The sequence below is a fragment of the Kribbella rubisoli genome, assembly GCF_004217145.1.
Taxonomy (GTDB): domain Bacteria; phylum Actinomycetota; class Actinomycetes; order Propionibacteriales; family Kribbellaceae; genus Kribbella; species Kribbella rubisoli.
Map to the genome: position 1 here is coordinate 74,016 of NZ_SHKR01000011.1, position 18,535 is coordinate 92,550.

Here is an 18,535-nt window from a genome sequence, read left to right on the forward strand (position 1 = left end):
ACCCCCCGAAGGACACCGTCCGGACCACCAAGCGGTGATCCGGACGAGTGCGCACCGGGTTAACGGTGCGGCGGCTGCTGCGGCGGCTGACCGCCCTGGTTCGGGTACGGCGGCTGGCCACCCTGGTTCGGATACTGCTGAGGGCTCCCCTGGTTGGGGTACTGCGGCGGGTACTGGTGCTGCCCGTGCTGCCAGTTCCCAGCTGCGGGCGCGGGGCTCGGCTTCGCGCGAAGGCGGAGTACCGCGAACACTCCGACCAGCAGGAGAGCCAGCCCGCCGCCACCCAGTCCGGCGACCAGGACGACAGGAGTGCCGTCGTCCGAATCCGAGCTGCCCTGCACCGGGCCACCAGCCTCAGTCTTGTCGCCACCCTTGTCGCCGGCGGGCGTCTCCGAGGGCTCCGCAGTCGGCGTCGGCGTGATCGAGTCGCCTGACACCGGAGTCGCGCCGTCGACGTACGTCGGCTTGCCGGTGCCGGCAGTCCCCTGCAGACCGACGGTCAGCGTCAGCGGGATCGCGAACGCCTTGTCGTCGTCCTTCCGGGTCAGTGACACGGCGATGTAGTACTCCCCAGGCGTGGACGTGCCGGTGTCCTGGTTGTTGGCGCCGTTCCGGTTCAGGTACCGGATCTCTTTGCTTGTCACGGCCTTGACCAGCCCGCGCTTGGTGAGAACCGCCTTCGTATACGAGCCCCCTGGCACCTTCTTCGCGAAGACCGCGTAGACGTCCTCACCGATCGGTGAGATCAGCGCGGTGTCCAGGTACCGGATCCCGTCGATCGCCTCGGCGGTGGCGCCGGCCATCTCCGGCACGGTGATCTGCGCCTGGATGCGCTGACCCCAGTCGGCCTTGACCTTGTAGAGCTGCAACTCCCCCGGCATCAGGGTCGTCTTGTAGCTGCCGGGCTGCAGCAGCGGCGCGTCCGGGAAGCTGGAACCGGGAACGATCTCCCGCGGGGTCGAGCCGGCCATCGGAACCCAGACCGGGTCGCCGGCCGCCGCCGGGAGGCTGGTGGTCTCGTCCACCGGCGGCTCCTCGTCGATCCGCAACTCGTAGGGCACGCCCTTCAGCTCCCGGAAGTCCTTGCCCGGGTTCACGGTCAGGACCAGCTGGTCGGACTCGGCGCACTCGTCGTTCTTCTTCTCGTACTTCGACCAGCTCGCGGCCGTCCCGGTCGCCAGACCCTGGTCACCGTCGAACGCTCTCGGATAGCTCCAGCCGCACTGCTCACCGGTGAGCGTGTTGAGCCTCACCTCGGTCTGGATGACGAAGCTGCCGCCCGACGGACGCCGGAAGCTCACTCCGGCCCGCAGCGTCGAACCCGTCATGGTCCGCTTGATCAGGTAGTGCTTCGAGGTGGTGTCCGCCCCGAACGTGTCGGAATAGTGGCCCGGGGCAAGCGCCGGCGCCCCCTCCTGCTGCGCGGCGCCATGGACCGGCGTGCCGGAGATGCGGAACGGGCGGAACGCTCGTGTGGACAGGCGGTCCAGGCCGGCCTCGAGGTCGATCGTCGAGTCGGCGTCGTAGTAGTCGCCGCGGCCCTCACGAGCCACACATTGCAGCTGGGTGCGCGCCTTCCCCGCGACACGGAACCCGACCACGTCGATCTTCAGATCGATGCCCTGCTTGGCGATCGACTGCGCCACCACACAGGGATCGGGCGCGCAGGTGGCTTCACCATCGGAGACCAGCACGATGGTGCGCTGGCCGACCGGGCCAAGGTCCTTGGCCGCCTGCTGCAGCGCATAGCCGATCGGAGTCTCGCCGTACGGCTTGTACTTCGCGATCGCGGCCTGCAGCTGGGGCCGGTTGTTCGTGCCGATCGGGACGGTCAACTGGGTGTCGGTGCAGGCACCGGGCTGGGTGCGCTTGAACACGGTCGCGCCATACACCCGCAGGCCGACTTCTGCGGCCGTCGGGAGCTTGGTCACCACCTGGGTCAGGGCGGTCCGGGCCGCGGCGATCTTCGTCTGCCCGTCGCCGGCCGGCTCCTTCATCGAGCCGGACGAGTCGAGCACCAGGACGAGCTTGCCCCCGGACGGCGCCGGGTCGGCCACCGCAGAGCCGGTGGTCAGACCAGCCAGCACAGCAGTCAATGTGATGGCGAGGAGCGCCCACACCGCGGGGCGGCGGCGGTGTCCCTGCTGAGTCGTCATCGTTTCCTCCAGTGAGATTCGCTGCCGCAAAGATTCGCAGTTTGCGATTGCAAATGTCAAGCCCGTTCTGACTGGAAATCCGCGTTCGCAAGTGCGAAGATGTTTGCAATCGCGATGCGATGGCCGGCAGAAGGGCAGACCGATGGACCAGACAGCACTCAACCTCCAGCAGCAGATCGAGCTGTACGGCGAGCCGCTCGGAGAGACTGTACGGCGCGTTGTGGGTCCGCTCGGGCTGACCCAAGGCGGCCTCGCGCAGGTGATCGGACTGTCGGCGCCGATGCTGTCCCAATTGGTGAGCGCCCAGCGGGTCAAGATCGGCAATCCGACGGTGATGGCACGGCTGCGCGCCGCGTCGGAGCTCGCCGACCTGGTGATCACCCATGAGATCCAGGAGTTCGACATTCCAGATGCCGTCGACCGGATCCGGGCGACGAACGGCGCGCTCACCACCTCCGGGCCGACCACCCACTTGCCGGCCCAGGGTGGCCCACCGCCGTACGCGACACCGCCAGAGCTCGGAGCTCAGCCGTCAGGTGTCAGCGGGGCGAATGTTGCATCCGGCATGCAATCTGCCTGGCCCACCGCGGCCGCAACGCCACCCAACGAGGGCGCCGTCCCGGCCCGCACCATCGTGAGAGCGATCCAGGATCTGCTGCGCGAGGTCGCGTCGACCGACGAGCTCCAACGAGCTGCCGTCACCATCAGAACAGAGTCACCGGCACTGGCCGAGTTACTCCTGGCCTACGGCACCGGCAGGACCGCGGACGCCATGGCCCACTATGAGCAACATCACGGCTGAGCAGCTAAGGCACGGCTCTATGTAGCACGAGCCGAGTAGACATTCGGGCCCGTCTCATCCCTTGTCCGCAAGGAATTCCGCCCCCAGGTCTGGTGTTGGGTTGCCTCGGCGGGGCGGATCGTCCTGCGTTCGTTGACGTTGTGAGGAGAGGCTTGTGCGCGCGTTCGGCGCTTTTCGGCGGGTTGTTGCGGTGGCGGGAGCGGTCACGCTCGCGGTGTCGATGGTTGCCTGCGGCAGCGATCAGAAGGACGCTGCCTCCGGTCCTGATCTCGGGCTGATGAAGGCGGGCACGTTGCGGATCGGGACGCTGACCGACGCGCCGCCGAACGTGTACGTGAAGGACGGCAAGTTCACCGGGTTCGACAACGACCTGATCACCGCGGTCGCCGCCAAGCTGAACCTGAAGCCGGAGTTCGTCGGCACGGACTTCTCCGCGCTGCTCTCGCAGGTGAACGGCGGCCAGTTCGATCTCGGTAGCTCGTCGATCACGGTCACCGAGGCGCGCAAGAAGACGGTTGCCTTTAGCAACGGGTACGACTTCGGCTACCTCGGGCTCAACACCACGAAGAACTCGGGTATCACGTCCTTCGACCAGCTCCAGGGCAAGCGGGTGGTCGTGGTCCAGGGCACCGTCCAGGACGACTACGCGACCGGCAAGAACCTCAACCCGGTCCGCGTGCCGAACTACAACGCCGCGCTCGGCCAGCTGAAGGCCGGTACTGCGGATGCGTGGGTCTCCCCCGCCGAGATCGGCGAGAAGATGGCCAAGGAGCAGGGTGGCGGCACGGTGATCCTGGCTGCCAAGGAGCTGAGTGACGCGCCGATGGCGTTCGCCGTGGCCAAGAGCAACGACAAGCTCCGCGACGCGGTCGACAAGGCGCTCGACGAGGTCATCGCCGACGGCACCTGGACCAAGCTGGTCGAGCAGTACTACCCCGGTCGCGCCGTGCCGGCGAACTTCAAGCCGGGCAGCGGGTCTGTGAAGTTCACCGCTCCCAAGGCCTGAGCATGGACATCTGGTCCACGCTGAGTGACACCTTCCTCGACTGGGAGTCGATGAAGGCGGTTCTGCCCGAGATGCTCAAGGTGGGACTGGTCAACACCCTCATCCTGGCGGCCGCCTCGGTCGTGCTGGGCACAGTGCTCGGCATGATCGTGGCGGTCCTCGCCCTGTCCACCAAGCCGTGGCTGCGCTGGCCGGCGAAGATCTACACCGACATCTTCCGCGGCCTGCCCGCGATCCTGACGATCCTGCTGATCGGTCAGGGCCTGTCCCCCATCACCCGGCACTGGTGGGGCCCGAACCCGTACCCGCTCGGCATCCTCGCCCTGTCGCTGATCGCCGCCGCCTACATCGGCGAGATCTTCCGCTCAGGCATCCAGAGCGTGGAGAAGGGCCAGCTCGAGGCCGCCCGCGCACTTGGGTTCAGCTACACCAGCGGGATGCGGCTGGTCGTCATCCCGCAAGGTGTGCGACGGGTGTTGCCGGCGCTGGTGAACCAGTTCATCGCGCTGGTGAAGGAGTCCAGCCTGGTCTACTTCCTCGGTCTGCTGGCCAGTCAGCGTGAGCTGTTCCGGATCGGTCAGGACGCTGCCGCGACCAACGGCAACCTGTCACCGCTGCTGCTCGCGGGCATCTTCTACCTGATCATCACCGTCCCGCTCACGCACTTGGTGAACCACTTCGACAAGCGGCTGCGCGAGGGGCGACCGGCCGAGACCGAAGCTGTGAAGCTGGAGGAACTCGCGCATGCGAACCATTGAGGCCGCGAGCCTGCAGGTCGAGGGCGTCGAGCTCGCGTTCGGGACCAACAAGGTCCTCCGCGGCGTGGACCTCGCCGTGCCGGCCGGACACACCGCGTGCGTGATCGGGCCGTCAGGCTCCGGGAAATCGACGCTGCTACGGGCGATCAACCGGCTGCTCGAGCCGGATGCGGGCGACGTGAAACTCGGCGGCGAGTCGGTGCTGCGCGGTGACCCCGACGTCCTGCGCCGTCGGATCGGGATGGTGTTCCAGCACTTCAACCTGTTCCCGCACAAGACCGTGCTCGACAACATCACGCTTCCGCTCCGCAAGATCAAAAAGCTCGACACCGACGCGGCGCAGGAAGCCGCCCGGGAGCAGCTTGAGCTGGTCGGCCTGAAAGAGAAGGCCGCGGCGCGCCCCGGGAACCTGTCCGGCGGACAGCAGCAACGGGTCGCGATCGCGCGAGCGCTCGCCATGAAGCCCGAGGTGATGCTGTTCGACGAGGCGACGTCCGCGCTCGATCCCGAGCTGGTCAAGGGCGTGCTCGCGCTGATGGCGGACCTCGCGCAGGCGGGGATGACGATGGTCGTGGTCACGCACGAGATGGGGTTCGCGCGCGAGGTCGCGGACCAGGTCGCGTTCATGGATCACGGTGTGGTGGTCGAGTCCGGCGTACCGGAGCAGGTGTTCACGGACGCGGACTCGCCGCGGCTACGGCAGTTCCTGTCGCAGGTGCTGTAAACCGCCTCTGGCGTAAATGGTTGCCGAGGGCCACTATGGGGATTGGGCCCGACAGCCGGGCCGACCATGGCTGGGGGATGGTTATGGTGAGAGATCTTCGGTTGATGATCTCGGCGGCGCTCACCGTCGGGCTGACAGCGATGCTGGGCCTGGCGGTGAGCACCGAGCCACCACCCGCCGCAGCCGCGGCCACGCCAGCAGCGACGACGAGGCCGTCAGCGAAGCAGGCAGCGAAGCCGAAGTGGGTCTACCTGACGTTCGACGACGGGCCGAGCGCGCGCTACACCGCGCAGATCCTGAAGATCCTTCAGGCCTACCACGTGCGGGCGACGTTCTTCGAGGTCGGCCAGAACGTCAAGCGGTACCCGGCCATCACCCGGCGGGTCGACCAACTCGGTCACAGCGTGCAGAACCACTCCTGGTCGCACCCGAACCTCACCAAGGTCAATTGGGCCACGTTCAAGTACCAGGTCCGCACCACCGACCGTTACCTCCGGACACAGACCGGCTACACCCCGCGCTGCCTGCGACCGCCGTACGGCGCGACGAACCGGGTGGTCGCGCAACGAGCCGCGATGCTCGGCAAGAAGCTCACGCTGTGGACCGTTGACCCGGCCGATTGGAGCCGCCCGGGTACGTCGGTGATCGTGCGTCGCGTCCTGGCGAAAGTTCGGAGCGGCTCCGTGGTCCTGATGCACGACGGCGGTGGCAATCGCAGTCAGACCGTCGCCGCGCTCCCGAAGATCCTGAAGGCACTCAAGGCCAGGGGCTACCTGTTCTATCCGTTGTGGTGTCACTGACAGGCGTCCGCTATTCGTTACTCGTTGACACGGCAGCGGCGTGGCCGCTGGCTTTCGACGGGATCCTGCCCAGGGTGGACGGGAGGAGTGAGCCACCCACCGCCCTGGGGGACGCATGGATGTTCGCTTGACGCGCGCCGGGAACCGGATGATCGGTCTGGCGATGATGATGCTGGTGAGCGCGGTGATCGGCTCGGTCGTTGTCGCGGCCGCGAAGTCACCCGCCAAACCAGCCACGCCCGAACCGCCCGCCGCGGCGCCGGCAGCAGCCGCGCCGACCAAGACTCCGCTACCTACCAAGTACGTCGTGCTGACGTTCGACGACGGTCCCGATGTCGAGTACACCCCGAAGGTGCTCGAGATCCTCGCGAAGTACGACGCGAAGGCGACGTTCTTCGAGGTCGGCCAGAACGTCCAGAAGCATCCCGAGCTGACCAAGCGCATCCACGACGCCGGCCACAGCGTCGAGAACCACACCTGGACCCACGCTGACCTGCGCAAACTGAGCGCGACCGCGTTCCGGCAGCAGGTCATGTCGACGGACCAGGCGATCCGCGCACAGATCGGGAGTACGCCGGGCTGCCTGCGACCGCCGTACGGCGGGGTGAGCGCAGCCGTCCGGCAACGGGCGAAGGCGCTGGGCAAGGACCTCGTCGTATGGACCGTCGACTCGCGCGACTGGACCAAGCCGGGCACGACCGCCATCGTCCAGCGGGTGATGAAGAACGTGCACAGCGGCTCGGTGATCCTGATGCATGACGGCGGCGGCAACCGCAGTCAGACGGTGGCCGCGCTGCCGACCATTCTCAAGTCGCTCAAGGCGCAGCGATACGGCTTCCGCACCCTCACCTGCTAGGAGAGGGCGCTCACCAGCGGCACGATGTCGGCGATCGACTCGACGATGCGGGTCGGGCGGTACGGGAACCGCTCGACCTCGTGCTCGCCGGTCGATCCGGACAGCACCAGCACGCTGCGGAGACCCGCCTCGAGACCGCTGATGATGTCCGTGTCCATTCTGTCGCCGATCATGACAGTGGTTTCGGAGTGCGCCTCGATCCGGTTCAGCGCGCTACGCATCATCAGCGGGTTCGGCTTGCCGACGAAGTACGGCGCGACACCGGTCGCCCGGGTGATCAGCGCGGCCACCGAGCCGGTCGCGGGCAGCGGGCCTTCCTGCGACGGGCCGGTTGGGTCCGGGTTGGTCGCGAGGAACCGCGCGCCGTCGGCGATCAGCCGGATCGCCTTGGTGATCGCCTCGAACGAGTACGTCCGGGTCTCACCGAGGACGACGTAGTCGGGGTCGCGCTCGGTCAGCACGTACCCGATCTCGTGCAGCGCGGTCGTCAGACCCGCCTCACCGATCACGTACGCCGTCCCGCCCGGACGCTGGTCGTCCAGGAACTGGGCGGTGGCGAGCGCGCTGGTCCAGATCGCCGCCTCCGGGATGTCGATGCCCGCAGCAAGCAGGCGGGCACGGAGGTCGCGCGGCGTGAAGATCGAGTTGTTGGTGAGGACAAGGAACTTCTTGCCCGACGCCTGCAGCGCGGCGATGAAGTCACCGGCTCCCGGGATGGCGCGCTCCTCGTGCACCAGCACGCCGTCCATGTCCGTCAGCCAGCTCTCGACCGGTTTGTGCTCGCTCACCGGCTCATCGTAATGGCCACATGGAAACTGTCGGTGGAGGCCGCAAGAATGCGGGCATGGAGTTAGCCGGGTACCGAGAGTTGTGGCGAGCACACGGCGTGATGGCGCTGCTGGTGTCCTCGCTGCTCGCGCGGCTGCCGGTGCTCGCGACGATGGTTCCGATCGCATTCCTCGCGAAGGACGCGAGTGGTTCGTTCCGCTGGGCCGGAGTGGTGGCCGGTGCGTACTCGATCGGTATGGCGATTGCTGGGCCGGTCTGGTCGCGGGCGGCGGATCGCCGCGGTCCTCGGGGCGTGTTGTTGGTGACCGGGATCGCGTGGAGCGTGGCGCTGATCGCGATCGCGTTGCTGCCCGCCGGGCTGCATCGGTTGCTGCCTGCGCTGGCGGTGGTCGCGGGTGCGCTGGTGCCTCCGGTGATGCAGACGTTGCGGGCAGCCTGGCCTCGGGTGGTGCAAGGGCCGGCGCTGCGGACGGCGTACTCCGTGGATGCGACGGCGCAGGAGTTGCTGTTCATGGTCGGGCCGATGCTCGGGGCAACTGCCGTGAGCGTGGCCAGTCCGCGTCTCGGTGTGCTCCTCGCGGCGGCGATGTCAGCGGTCTTCATCTGGTGGTATGCGCTTCGACAACCCAAGCCCGTCCCGCACGATCACCGGACCAAGGTGACCGCGCGGCAGTTGCTTTGGCATCGGCACCGGTTGCCGTTGATCCTTGCGTTCGGCCTCTGGGTGACGTCGTTCAACGGGATCTCGCTGGGGATCGTCGCGTTTGCGGACGAGCACGGTCAGCGGCTGCTCGCCGGCATCTTCGAGGCCGTCTGGGCGTTCGGCAGCCTGGTCGGCGGCGCTGTCGCGGGCGCCTTGCCCGCTCGGCGTACGTCGTACCTGTGGCGGCGGGCTGCTCTGGTGGCGGCCGGGATGCTGTTGTGCGTGTTCGCGACCTGGTCGTCGGTGTCGTTAGGGATCGCGTTGCTGTTGTCGGGGCTGACGTTGGCGCCCGCGATCGGCGCGCTGTACGAGCGGCTCGGTGCGTTGACCCCGGATGTGGCGCGGACCGAGGTGTTCGGCTGGATGGGCAGCGCGGCAATGGGCGGCGCTGCGATCGGGGCCGCGGTATCGGGTGCGGTCATCGAGGGATTCGGCGTGCGATATGTGTGGCTGCTGGCCGCCGTACTCGCCGCCGCGTCGATGGTGTTGCTGCTGAGAGTGCCGCCCGAGCAGCACCTGGAGGTGGAGCCAACGGCACCAGAGCTACCGGCCGGTGGATTGCTCGGCGAGGGTGCGTAGGTTCTCGACCATCGCGTTGGGGTCGTCCGCGGCGTAGACGGCCGAGCCGGCTACGAACACGTCGGCACCGGCTTCAGCGCATTGCTCGATGGTGTCGGCCGCGACACCGCCGTCGATCTCGATCCACAGGTCGAGGCCGTGCTTGTCGAGCAGCTGGCGGGTACGGCGGATCTTGGGCACGCAGATGTCGAGGAACTTCTGGCCGCCGAAGCCGGGCTCGACGGTCATGATCAAGATCATGTCGAGCTCGGGCAGCAGGTCCTCGTACGGCTCGATCGGCGTCGCGGGCCGGAGCGCCATCGCGGCCCGCGCACCCTTGGCCCGGATCTCCCGCGCGGTCCGGATCGGCGCCCGACAAGCCTCGATGTGGAAGGTCACGCTCGAAGCGCCCGCTTCGACGTACCCGGGTGCCCAGCGGTCCGGGTCCTCGATCATCAGGTGACAGTCGAGCGGCATGTCGGTCGACTTCGCGAGCGACTCGACCACGGGCATCCCGAGGGTCAGATTCGGCACGAAGTGGTTGTCCATCACGTCGACATGCAGCCAGTCCGCATTGGACACCGCAGCAGCCTCATCAGCCAGCCGGGCAAAATCGGCGGCCAGGATGCTCGGCGCGATCTGAATCCCCATAGGCGTCAATCTACCGAGACCCCACCGCCGCACCGGCAGGCGGTGAGCCTGCGGGGTGGCTGACCTCACCCGGCGAGTTCGGCAGCGAGCACCTCGCGGAGGGTGGCGGTGGGACGACCGAGCAGTTCAGGCAAGGCGGGATCGACGACGGTGAACTCGCCCCGACGGCTGGCGGCGAACAGGTCCAGGGTCATGTCGACGGCGTGACGCGGCATCCCCCGCTCGAGAGCAGTTCTCTTCCAATCCATGTCGGCGACGGTGATCCGGGTGATCGTGCGCCCGGTCAGGTCAGATGCGATGGCGGCCGCGTCGGCGTAGTCCAGGGTTTCCGGCCCGGTCAGGGCCGGACTGATGCCGTCGAGGCGTTCGGGTGAAGTCAGCGCAATCACCGCGGCGTCGGCCAGATCCGCGTGCGCCGTCCACGACACCGGCGCGTCCTCCGGGAGGATCAGCCGGCCGGATTCGAGGGCCGAGCGCAGCATCGCGACAGCAACGCTCGCGTAGAAGCCGTTGCGTAGCACGGTGAACGGGACGCCGGATGCCTGCAGGTGCCGCTCGACCGCGGCGTGGCTGCGCGTCGCGGCGAAGAGCGAGTCGGGGCTGGAGCCCTGCTGGCTGGTGTAGACGATGCGCTCCGCGCCCGCAGTCCGGGCCGCCTCGATCGCGGCGCGATGCGCGTCCGGATTGCCTCGGCCGGAAATGAGCATCACCTGGGTGGCACCCTCGAAGGCAGCGGCGAGAGTTTCCGGGCGATCGAAGTCTCCCTCGCGCACCCCGATGCCGCGGGCCCGCAGGTCGGACGCCCGCTCGGGCGAGCGCACGCTGACGCCGAGCTGGTTCGCAGGCAGCCGGCCTGCGAGTCGCTCGACGATCGCCCGGCCGAGGTGACCGTTCGCTCCGGTGACGATGATCATGCCGCCCCAACTCCTCGTTATCGATGCTAACAGTTGAACGTTATCACCGATAACGACTACCTTTGGGCTCGTGAAGGACACAGATCCGGCCGGTGGCGGACCGCCCGACGAGACCTGGACCGACGCCGGATCCACCCGGGACCGGATGCGATCGCAGATCGTCGAAGTGGCGGCGGGGTTGCTGGCGCGCGGTGGGCGGGAAGCAGTGTCGACGCGAGCGGTGGCCGCGGCCGCCGGGACACAGGGGCCAACCATCTACCGCTTGTTCGGGGACAAGGACGGCCTGCTCGCCGCCGTGCTCGAGTATGGCGTTGCGAAGTACCTGTCGGACCGGCCGGTGGTGGAATCCGGCGCGGACCCGGTCGCCAGGCTGCGCGCCGACTGGGATCGGGATCTCGGGTTCGGACTGGCGAACCCGGCGTTGTTCAGGTTGATGTACGTGGAGGCGGTCCCCGGGCGACCGTCGGCAGCGGCGGAAGCCGCTTTGTCGACGCTGCGGACCCGCATCCGCGGCATCGCCGCCGCCGGCCGGCTCCGGGTCGACGAGGAGCTCGCGATCGCCATGGTGCAGGCCGCTGGGTGTGGAGCGATCTTCGCGCTCGTCGCAGTACCGGAGGAACGCCGGGATCCGCGACTGGCGGAGGCGATGTTCGATGCGGTCGTCGCCGCGATCACGACCGGCGAGGTCGAGACCCGCAACACCCGTCCGACGACGGCCGCGAATGCCCTACGAGCGCAACTGCCGGACCTCGAGATGCTGACCGATGGCGAGCGTCAGCTGCTCGATGAATGGTTGGTTCGGATCACCCACTGAACCGCATCTCGGACCGTCTCGACCACCTCGGGGCCGATGGGCAATGACGGGCGGCGGATGACGAGTACGGGGATCGCGAGCCGGCGGGCCGCGGTGAGTTTCGCGGCCGTGGCCGGGCCGCCGCTGTCCTTGGTGACCAGTACGTCGATGCGGTGCTCGCGGAGAATTGCCAGCTCGTCCGTGAGGGTGAACGGACCGCGCGCGAGGATCAGCGTGCACCATGTCGGGCGGGGTTCGGGCGGGTCGACGCAGCGGGCGAGCGTCCAGAGCCCGGTGGTTGCGAAGGCGTCGAGGCCTTGCCGTCCGATCGTGAGGAACACGCGCGAGGTCCTGAGGTCCCGAAGCAGATCGGCGGCTGCGGTCGCAGAGTCGGCCCAGTGCCAGTTGTCGTCGGGACCAGGCGTCCAGCCGGGGCGGCGGAGGACGAGGAGAGGTACGCCGGTCTCGCGGGTCGCGGCGACTGCGTGCGCAGTCATGGTCGCGGCGAACGGATGCGTCGCATCGACAACAAGATCGACCGGATGATCGCGAAGCCAGGCCGCAAGCCCGTCCGCGCCACCGAATCCACCCGTCCGAACCTCGCCGACAGGCAGCCGGGCGTCAGTCGTCCGTCCGGCCAGCGACGAGACGACCTCGATCCCCTCGGCGGTCAGAAGCCCGGCAAGCGTCCGCGCCTCACCGGTCCCGCCGAGGAGCAGGACCTTCATCGCGCCCGGTCGGCCGAGTAGAGGTGGCTGTCACGGAAGGTCGTTGCCGAGAGCACCTTTCCGACGATGATGACGGCGGTACGACGGATGCCCGCGGACTTCACCTGGTCCGCGATGTCGGCGAGAGTTCCGCGGAGAATCAGCTCGTCGTCGCGGGAGGCGCGGGCGACGACGGCGACCGGGCAGTCGGGACCGTAGTTCGGCACGAGCTCATCGACGACCCGGTCGATCTGTTGGACCGCGAGATGGAGGACGAGTGTTGCCTGAGCGGCGCCGAGGGTCGGGAGGTCTTCGCCCGCGGGCATTGCGCTCGCGCTGCCGCCGATGCGGGTCAGGATGACGGTTTGGCCGACTTCGGGAACGGTCAGCTCGCGGGCCAGGGTTGCCGCCGCGGCGGCGTAGGCGGGTACGCCGGGCGTCACGTCGTACGGGATGTCGAGGGTGTCGAGGCGGCGCATCTGTTCGGCCATCGCGCTGAAGACGGAGGGGTCGCCGGAGTGCAGGCGGGCGACGTCCTGGCCGGCGGCATGGGCAGTGGCGAGTTCGGCGATGATCTCGTCGAGGGTCAGGTTCGCGGTGTCGATCTTGCGGGCGCCGGGTGGGCAGTGGTCCAGAAGGTCGCCGGGGACGAGCGCCCCGGCGTACAAGCAGACCGGCGACGCCGCGATCAGGTCGCGCCCGCGCACGGTGATGAGATCGGCAGCACCTGGGCCGGCCCCGATGAAGTGAACGGTCACTTCACCACGCTCCAGATCGTGACTGGCATGGCCGGGCGCCAGCCGGTCATGGAGCCTACGGCGGAGGCGCGTTGCACGGAGAGGCGGACCAGGTCGCCGCCGTGGGCCGTGTACCAGCCTGCGATGAGGGACTCGGTTTCGAGCGTGACGCCGTTCGTCACCAAGCGACCCCCGGGTTTGAGGGCGCCCCAGCAGGCGTCGAACATGCCGGCCGCGGTCGCTCCCCCGCCGATGAAGATCGCGTCCGGCGCCTCGAGACCGTCGAGCGCGGCGGGTGCGGCGCCTTCGACGACGGTGACTGACGCGCCGAGCGCGGCGGCGTTGCGTTCCAGTCGCTTGGCCCGGTCCGAGTCGCGTTCGACGGCGATCGCGCGGCAGGACGGGTGATGACGGGACCATTCGATCGCGATGCTGCCGGCGCCACCGCCGACGTCCCAGAGCAGTTGCCCGGGCACCGGGGCGAGTCGCGACAGCGTGACAGCGCGTACTTCACGCTTGGTGAGCTGGCCGTCGTTCTCGTAGGCATCATCGGGCAGCCCGGGTGCGGTGGACAGGACGGGGCCTTCGCAGGCGATGGCGATCACGTTGAGGGCGTCGACGTCCTCGGACCACGAACCGGCGCGTGATCGTCGTACCCGCTCGGTCGGTCCGCCGAGCTGTTCGAGGACAGTGAACTCGCTGGAGCCGTAGCCGCGGGCAACCAACAGCTGGGCGACCTCGGCCGGAGTTTGGGCACCTCGGCTCAGGATGAGCAGAAGTCGACCGGGCTGGAGGTGTGGGTGGAGACGCTCGACCGGTTGGTTGACCAGGCTCACCACCTGCACCTGATCCTGCGGCCAACCGAGTCGCGCACAGGCCAGGGAGACGCTCGACGAGTGCGGGATGACTCGTACGGCGTCCGCGCCGAGCATCCGTGCCAGGGTCGTGCCGATGCCGTGGAAGGTGGGGTCGCCGCTTGCCAGTACACAGATCCGCTGGCCCGCGTACTGCGAGAGCAACCCGGGAAGCGCCTCGGACAGGGGCGAAGGCCACGCGACACGCAAGCCGGTCGGGACGAGGGCCAGCTGGCGGGTGCTGCCCATGACGACGTCGGCTGACTCGACGGCGGCGCGGGCTGCGGGTGACAAACCGGGCCAGCCATCGGCACCGATGCCAACGACCGTGATCGGGTCAGGCATTGCCGAGGACCTTGGTGATCGTGATCTCGATGACCACGCGTTGCGGGTTCACTCGCGGTTCCTTGTAGCGCTTGGCGTAGCGGTGCTCGGCATCCCGCACGCGCCCCGGGTCGTCGCTCACGACAGCCCGCCCCTCGAGCGTGCTCCAGCGCCGGCCGTCCACCTGCGTCACCGCGACCGCGGCCTCCCCCAGCCGCCGGATCGCGTGCGCCTTGTACGACGTACCCGAGCAGATGACCCGGACCAGCCCCGCCTCGACGTCCAGCGTCGCCCCGACAGGCGTCGCGTGCACGGTCCCGTCAGCGCGGACGGTACTCAGCACGCACAGATGCCGCTCGGTCCAGAACTCGGCCAGTCGCTCACTCAACACCCAGCGATCGTAGACAAGGCGGCCCGCCCGGTGAGGTGCCGGGCGGGCCGTCGTGCGCTGGACCCCTCAGACCAGCGCGGTCCAGATCGGCTGGGAGTCAGCCGATGTCGCGTCGGCGGAAGGTCGCGAAGCCGGCGACGGTCAGTGCGGCGGCGATCGCGGTCAGCCAGAGGACCGGGGTGACGGAGAAGTCGCCGCCGGGCAGCCGCGGGGTGTGGCCGTACGGGCTGAGGTTGATCATCCATTGCGGCAGGTTGAAGATCTCGCCGAACTGGCCGATCAGCAGGAACACGCCGTACAGGACCCAGCCGCCGGTGACGAGCTTCGGCGCGAAGCCGAACAGTATGACGACCAGCGCGGTCACCAGCCAGATCGCCGGCAGTTGTACGGCGGCCGCGCCGAGCATCCGCGGGACCTGGCGCCCCATGTTGCCGAGCGACGCCCCACTCGAGATCCCCGAGCCGAGGCCGGCGACCAGGATCAGCGCGCCGGTCCCCAGCAATGCCATCAGCACGTGGCTACCGAGCCAGCGCGCCCGGGTGACGCCGGTCGCCAGCAGCGGCTCGGCGCGTAGCGCAGTCTCCTCGGAGCGGAGCCGGAGCGCCGCCTGGATGCCGAACGCCGACGCGAGCAGACCCATCACGCCCATCTCTGTCGCCAGGAACGCGTCGGTGATGCCCTCCACACCGCCGAGCTTCTGCACCATCTCCTTGGCGCTGTCGCTGGTGACGAACCCGTCGACGTTGCTGGCGATATTGCCGACCAGCAATCCGAGCAGCAGGAACGCGAATCCCCAGGCGTAGAACGAGCCTCGGTGCAGCCGCCAGGCCAGTGCGAGCGGCGAGCGCAGCGACGCGGCTGCCTGCGGCGGACCGGGACATGGTGGAACCAGTCCGGCACCGAGGTCGCGCCGCCGGATCAGTGCGGTCGCAGCAGCGATCAGCACGACCAGGAACACCAGCGGGATCAGCAGTACGACGATCCGGTCACCGGCGTACGCGCGGACCTGCTGCGACCATCCGATCGGCGACAGCCACGACACCCACTGGGTACTACCGTCGGCCGACGAGTCACCGATCGCCCGCAGTACGTATGCCACACCAAGGACGACCGCAGTCAGTCCGTTGGCGGCCCGAGCGCTCTCGGTGACCTGTGCGGTCACAGCGCCCACACCGGCGAACGCCAGCCCGGCACCGGCCCACATCAGCCCGAACGCGAACGAGCCCTTCGTGTCCAGCCCGCTCCCCATCAAAGCGAGTGCAGTGACCAGACCGAGGACGATGACGGTCCCTGCGGACACGATCAGCGCTGCGGTCAAAGCGGCGTACCGCCCGAGGACTCCGGCGCTCAGCAACTCCAGTCGGCCGCTCTCCTCCTCCGTGCGGGTGTGCCGTACGACGAGGATGCCGGCGAGCAATCCGACCAGCAGAGCACCGAATGCGGTGAGCTTGAACAGCGAGACCTCCCCGAGCGAGGACTCGTCGAAGATCCGCCCGTACAGCGACACCAGTGCCGGCGACGCGTTCGACGTACGCGCGGCCTCGACCAACGCGTTCTGGTCGGAGTACAGGTCGATCGACGCTTTGACCGACCCGGCCGCCGAGATCACGAAGACGACGATCCAGATCGGGATCAGCAGCCGGTCCCGGCGCAGCGCAAGCCGCACCAGCGTCCCGGTACCGACGAAGTCGTTCATCGCACGGCCGCCTCAGCCTCAGCCGGTACGTCGTCCTCGTAGTGGCGCAGGAACAGCTCCTCCAGCGTCGGCGGCTGCGCGACCAGGCTCTTGATCCCGCTGGCGGACAACTGTCGCATCACCGCGTCGAGCTGTGCGGTGTCGACCTCGCACCGGACACGGTTGCCCTCGACATCCAGGCCGTGGATGCCGGGCAGTTGCGCGAGCCCGTTCGGCGATCCGGCCAGCTCGGCGTGGATCGACGTACGCGTGAGATGGCGGAGGTCGGACAGAGTGCCGGTCTCGACCACCTTGCCGCGGCGGATGATGCTGACCCGATCGCACAGGGCCTCGACCTCGGACAGGATGTGACTGGACAGCAGCACGGTGCGGTCCTCGCGCTTGTCCTCCTCGATGACCTGCCGGAACACCTCCTCCATCAGCGGGTCCAGGCCGGAGGTCGGCTCGTCCAGGATCAGCAGCTCGACATTCGACGCGAGCGCCGCGACCAGCGCGACCTTCTGCCGGTTGCCCTTCGAGTACGTCCGGCCCTTCTTGGTCGGGTCGAGGTCGAACCGGCGCAGCAGGTCGTCGCGCTTCTTCTCGTCCAGCCCGCCGCGGAGCCGGCCGAGCAGGTCGATCACCTCACCGCCGGTCAGGTTCGGCCAGAGGTTGACGTCACCGGGGACATAGGCGAGCCGCCGGTGCAGCGTGGCGGCATCGTGCCAGGGGTCGCCACCGAGCAGCGAGACATCGCCGGCGTCACCCCGCAACAGGCCGAGCAGGACGCGGATGGTGGTGGACTTCCCGGCGCCGTTCGGGCCGAGGAATCCGTGCACCTCGCCGGTCGCGACCTCCAGATCGAGACCATCGAGCGCGTGCGTACTTCCGTACGACTTGTGTAGTCCAGAGACCACGATGGCTGATGTCATGATTCATAACGTACACTGCATTCAGAAGATTGTGAATCTTGCTAACAGCTTCCTGACAGCGCAGAGGGGATGATGGGGCGGTGAGTGCAGATCGAGACGACGACGCCGTCAAGCGGTACACCGAGCAGTTCGGCAACCTGCTCGCCGAGACAGGCTGGCCGCGGATGGCGGCCCGCGTGTTCGCCGCGATCCTGTCCAGCGTGTCCGGCCGGATGACCGCCGCTGAGCTGTCCGACCAGCTGCAGGCCAGTCCCGCCGCGGTCTCCGGCGCGGTCAACTACCTGCTGCAGCTGCGCCTGGCCACCCGCGAGCGCGAGCCCGGGACCCGCCGCGATGTGTACGTCGTCCAGGACGACGCCTGGTATCAGACGATGATGAGCGAGGACGCGTCGCTGCTGCGGTGGTCGGAGTCCCTGCGCAAGGTCCTCGACGCGTCCGGCGACGGCACCGACGCCCACCGACGCATCCGCATCTCCCTGGGCTTCATCGACTTCATCGGCGAAGAAGTCAAAGGCCTCACCGATCGCTGGGTGAAACGCAAAGCCGAGCTGGACGCAGAAATCGACGCCGAACTCGCCTGATTTCCGGAGCCCGCCAGTGAGCGAGGGACTCCCGCGGCCGAGGCTTCAGGTGGAGATCCGCGATCAGGACGGCCTTCACCGCGCACGCTGCATGAAAGCCGATGGTGACCTCTACTGCGGGTCGTAGACGGTGAAGATTGTGCAGTAGATGGGTGGAGACTCCAGGCCGGGGTAGTACAGGCGGCCGGCCTCGTCGGTGATTTTGAAGTACGCCGTTGACGCGCCGACCTGGGCCGGGGCTTGGAGGTGCATCGTGACGACGACGGTCTCCCCTGGTGCGGCATCGGGGACTCGCGAGCGGGAGGGCGAGCGTAGCCAGCCGGGAGTGCCCGCTGCGCCTTGGCGGGTCAGCCAGCGGTCGTGCCACGGGCGCTCGCCGCTGTTGCGGATCTCCCAGGTCTTTTCGAATGGCTGATCGCGGCTGACCCGCGTGCCGTCGGGGACCGTCTCCCCCGCCAGCTCGGCGCGGTCGTCGGGGTGGTGGTCGATCGGCACGGATCCACCGAGCAGCACGGGTTGGATGTGCCGGCGCATGTCGCGTTGGGAGACGTCGCGGCCGGCGCGTACGGCGGCGTCGAGCTCCATCAACTGGTTCACCAGGGACTGGCCGGCGCCGAACGAGGCGTCGTACCACTCGGTGAGCTCGCGGCTGGGTTTGGTGTGGCCGCGCTCGACCCGAGACAGGTGCCCCTTGTCCCAGCCGGACTCCGCGGCGGCGCGGCTCAAGGGCATACCGACCGCTTCCCGGAGCTCGCGCATCCGGGATCCGATCACAAAGCGAGCCTGTGCTGGCCTCACGGCGGACTCCCCGGTCCTGCTAACGG

General features: G+C 68.4%; 20 protein-coding genes. 9 read left to right on the forward strand and 11 right to left on the reverse strand.

Features of this window, described 5'->3' with window-relative positions; all coding sequences use genetic code 11:
• Nucleotides 1–59 precede the first annotated feature (59 nt).
• Nucleotides 60–2,156 (reverse strand): vWA domain-containing protein, encoded by a 2,097-nt coding sequence (locus EV645_RS02955; RefSeq protein ID WP_130439491.1) that lies wholly within the window; start codon nt 2,154–2,156, stop codon nt 60–62.
• Between the two features lie 142 nt (nt 2,157–2,298).
• Between EV645_RS02955 and EV645_RS02960 the strand changes: the two genes are divergently transcribed.
• From EV645_RS02960 to EV645_RS02985, 6 genes are all read left to right on the forward strand, one after another.
• Nucleotides 2,299–2,958 (forward strand): DNA-binding protein, encoded by a 660-nt coding sequence (locus tag EV645_RS02960; RefSeq protein WP_130439493.1) that lies wholly within the window; start codon nt 2,299–2,301, stop codon nt 2,956–2,958.
• Between the two features lie 154 nt (nt 2,959–3,112).
• On the forward strand, nt 3,113–3,964 hold the full coding sequence (locus EV645_RS02965) for a substrate-binding periplasmic protein (RefSeq protein ID WP_130439495.1): 852 nt from the start codon (nt 3,113–3,115) through the stop codon (nt 3,962–3,964).
• Between the two features lie 2 nt (nt 3,965–3,966).
• Complete coding sequence (locus tag EV645_RS02970; protein ID WP_130439497.1) at nt 3,967–4,722, forward strand: amino acid ABC transporter permease; 756 nt, start codon at nt 3,967–3,969, stop codon at nt 4,720–4,722.
• A complete protein-coding gene (locus tag EV645_RS02975; protein ID WP_130439499.1) occupies nt 4,709–5,446 on the forward strand; it encodes an amino acid ABC transporter ATP-binding protein in 738 nt (245 codons plus the stop codon). The genes EV645_RS02970 and EV645_RS02975 overlap by 14 nt, the downstream gene beginning before the upstream one ends.
• Nucleotides 5,447–5,529: 83 nt before the next feature.
• Nucleotides 5,530–6,246 (forward strand): polysaccharide deacetylase family protein, encoded by a 717-nt coding sequence (locus EV645_RS02980; protein WP_242000173.1) that lies wholly within the window; start codon nt 5,530–5,532, stop codon nt 6,244–6,246.
• A gap of 115 nt (nt 6,247–6,361) precedes the next feature.
• On the forward strand, nt 6,362–7,102 hold the full coding sequence (locus EV645_RS02985) for a polysaccharide deacetylase family protein (protein ID WP_242000174.1): 741 nt from the start codon (nt 6,362–6,364) through the stop codon (nt 7,100–7,102).
• Here EV645_RS02985 and EV645_RS02990 read toward each other — a convergent pair.
• On the reverse strand, nt 7,099–7,851 hold the full coding sequence (locus EV645_RS02990; RefSeq protein WP_242000378.1) for an HAD-IIA family hydrolase: 753 nt from the start codon (nt 7,849–7,851) through the stop codon (nt 7,099–7,101). The two genes, EV645_RS02985 and EV645_RS02990, sit on opposite strands and share 4 nt — an antisense overlap.
• A gap of 95 nt (nt 7,852–7,946) precedes the next feature.
• Between EV645_RS02990 and EV645_RS02995 the strand changes: the two genes are divergently transcribed.
• Nucleotides 7,947–9,173 carry an MFS transporter gene (locus EV645_RS02995; RefSeq protein WP_130439502.1) on the forward strand — a complete coding sequence of 409 codons (1,227 nt, stop codon included), beginning with the start codon at nt 7,947–7,949 and terminating at the stop codon, nt 9,171–9,173.
• Here the strand turns inward: EV645_RS02995 and rpe are convergent.
• Together rpe and EV645_RS03005 are read right to left on the reverse strand one after the other, a co-directional pair.
• Nucleotides 9,138–9,803: a ribulose-phosphate 3-epimerase gene (gene rpe, locus EV645_RS03000; RefSeq protein WP_130439504.1), complete on the reverse strand. Its 666-nt coding sequence runs from the start codon at nt 9,801–9,803 to the stop codon at nt 9,138–9,140. The genes EV645_RS02995 and rpe overlap by 36 nt on opposite strands.
• Before the next feature lie 65 nt (nt 9,804–9,868).
• On the reverse strand, nt 9,869–10,717 hold the full coding sequence (locus EV645_RS03005; protein WP_130439506.1) for an SDR family oxidoreductase: 849 nt from the start codon (nt 10,715–10,717) through the stop codon (nt 9,869–9,871).
• A 70-nt stretch (nt 10,718–10,787) separates the two neighbouring features.
• Here EV645_RS03005 and EV645_RS03010 point away from each other — a divergent pair, with 70 nt between their 5' ends.
• On the forward strand, nt 10,788–11,531 hold the full coding sequence (locus EV645_RS03010) for a TetR/AcrR family transcriptional regulator (protein ID WP_242000175.1): 744 nt from the start codon (nt 10,788–10,790) through the stop codon (nt 11,529–11,531).
• Here EV645_RS03010 and EV645_RS03015 read toward each other — a convergent pair.
• From EV645_RS03015 to EV645_RS03040, 6 genes are all read right to left on the reverse strand, one after another.
• Nucleotides 11,492–12,238 (reverse strand): cobalt-precorrin-6A reductase, encoded by a 747-nt coding sequence (locus EV645_RS03015; RefSeq protein ID WP_130439508.1) that lies wholly within the window; start codon nt 12,236–12,238, stop codon nt 11,492–11,494. The two genes, EV645_RS03010 and EV645_RS03015, sit on opposite strands and share 40 nt — an antisense overlap.
• On the reverse strand, nt 12,235–12,975 hold the full coding sequence (cobM, locus tag EV645_RS03020; protein WP_130439510.1) for a precorrin-4 C(11)-methyltransferase: 741 nt from the start codon (nt 12,973–12,975) through the stop codon (nt 12,235–12,237). The genes EV645_RS03015 and cobM overlap by 4 nt, the downstream gene beginning before the upstream one ends.
• Entirely contained in the window at nt 12,972–14,153 is a 1,182-nt protein-coding gene (cbiE, locus tag EV645_RS03025; protein ID WP_130439512.1) for a precorrin-6y C5,15-methyltransferase (decarboxylating) subunit CbiE, read from the reverse strand. Before cbiE ends, cobM begins: the two co-directional genes overlap by 4 nt.
• Nucleotides 14,146–14,523 (reverse strand): PPOX class F420-dependent oxidoreductase, encoded by a 378-nt coding sequence (locus EV645_RS03030; protein ID WP_130439514.1) that lies wholly within the window; start codon nt 14,521–14,523, stop codon nt 14,146–14,148. Before EV645_RS03030 ends, cbiE begins: the two co-directional genes overlap by 8 nt.
• Before the next feature lie 97 nt (nt 14,524–14,620).
• Nucleotides 14,621–16,219, reverse strand: coding sequence for an ABC transporter permease (locus EV645_RS03035; protein ID WP_130439516.1), 1,599 nt, complete (start codon nt 16,217–16,219; stop codon nt 14,621–14,623).
• Entirely contained in the window at nt 16,216–17,130 is a 915-nt protein-coding gene (locus tag EV645_RS03040) for an ABC transporter ATP-binding protein (protein WP_130439518.1), read from the reverse strand. The genes EV645_RS03035 and EV645_RS03040 overlap by 4 nt, the downstream gene beginning before the upstream one ends.
• Before the next feature lie 80 nt (nt 17,131–17,210).
• Here EV645_RS03040 and EV645_RS03045 point away from each other — a divergent pair, with 80 nt between their 5' ends.
• Nucleotides 17,211–17,711 (forward strand): GbsR/MarR family transcriptional regulator, encoded by a 501-nt coding sequence (locus EV645_RS03045; RefSeq protein ID WP_130439520.1) that lies wholly within the window; start codon nt 17,211–17,213, stop codon nt 17,709–17,711.
• A 111-nt stretch (nt 17,712–17,822) separates the two neighbouring features.
• Here EV645_RS03045 and EV645_RS03050 read toward each other — a convergent pair whose 3' ends face one another.
• Nucleotides 17,823–18,485, reverse strand: coding sequence for an NBR1-Ig-like domain-containing protein (locus EV645_RS03050; RefSeq protein WP_242000176.1), 663 nt, complete (start codon nt 18,483–18,485; stop codon nt 17,823–17,825).
• Nucleotides 18,486–18,535 lie beyond the last annotated feature (50 nt).

Bases quoted from the DNA above. Each gene is read 5' to 3' on its own strand.
- EV645_RS02975 (WP_130439499.1), top strand. From the start codon at position 4,709: ATGCGAACCATTGAGGCCGCGAGCCTGCAGGTCGAGGGCGTCGAGCTC.
- EV645_RS02970 (WP_130439497.1), top strand. From the start codon at position 3,967: ATGGACATCTGGTCCACGCTGAGTGACACCTTCCTCGACTGGGAGTCG.
- EV645_RS02990 (WP_242000378.1), bottom strand. From the start codon at position 7,851: ATGGACGGCGTGCTGGTGCACGAGGAGCGCGCCATCCCGGGAGCCGGT.
- rpe (WP_130439504.1), bottom strand. From the start codon at position 9,803: ATGGGGATTCAGATCGCGCCGAGCATCCTGGCCGCCGATTTTGCCCGG.
- cbiE (WP_130439512.1), bottom strand. From the start codon at position 14,153: ATGCCTGACCCGATCACGGTCGTTGGCATCGGTGCCGATGGCTGGCCC.
- EV645_RS02960 (WP_130439493.1), top strand. From the start codon at position 2,299: ATGGACCAGACAGCACTCAACCTCCAGCAGCAGATCGAGCTGTACGGC.
- EV645_RS02955 (WP_130439491.1), bottom strand. From the start codon at position 2,156: ATGACGACTCAGCAGGGACACCGCCGCCGCCCCGCGGTGTGGGCGCTC.
- EV645_RS03015 (WP_130439508.1), bottom strand. From the start codon at position 12,238: ATGAAGGTCCTGCTCCTCGGCGGGACCGGTGAGGCGCGGACGCTTGCC.
- EV645_RS03040 (WP_130439518.1), bottom strand. From the start codon at position 17,130: ATGACATCAGCCATCGTGGTCTCTGGACTACACAAGTCGTACGGAAGT.
- EV645_RS03005 (WP_130439506.1), bottom strand. From the start codon at position 10,717: ATGATCATCGTCACCGGAGCGAACGGTCACCTCGGCCGGGCGATCGTC.
- EV645_RS02985 (WP_242000174.1), top strand. From the start codon at position 6,362: ATGGATGTTCGCTTGACGCGCGCCGGGAACCGGATGATCGGTCTGGCG.
- EV645_RS02980 (WP_242000173.1), top strand. From the start codon at position 5,530: ATGGTGAGAGATCTTCGGTTGATGATCTCGGCGGCGCTCACCGTCGGG.
- EV645_RS02995 (WP_130439502.1), top strand. From the start codon at position 7,947: ATGGAGTTAGCCGGGTACCGAGAGTTGTGGCGAGCACACGGCGTGATG.
- EV645_RS03035 (WP_130439516.1), bottom strand. From the start codon at position 16,219: ATGAACGACTTCGTCGGTACCGGGACGCTGGTGCGGCTTGCGCTGCGC.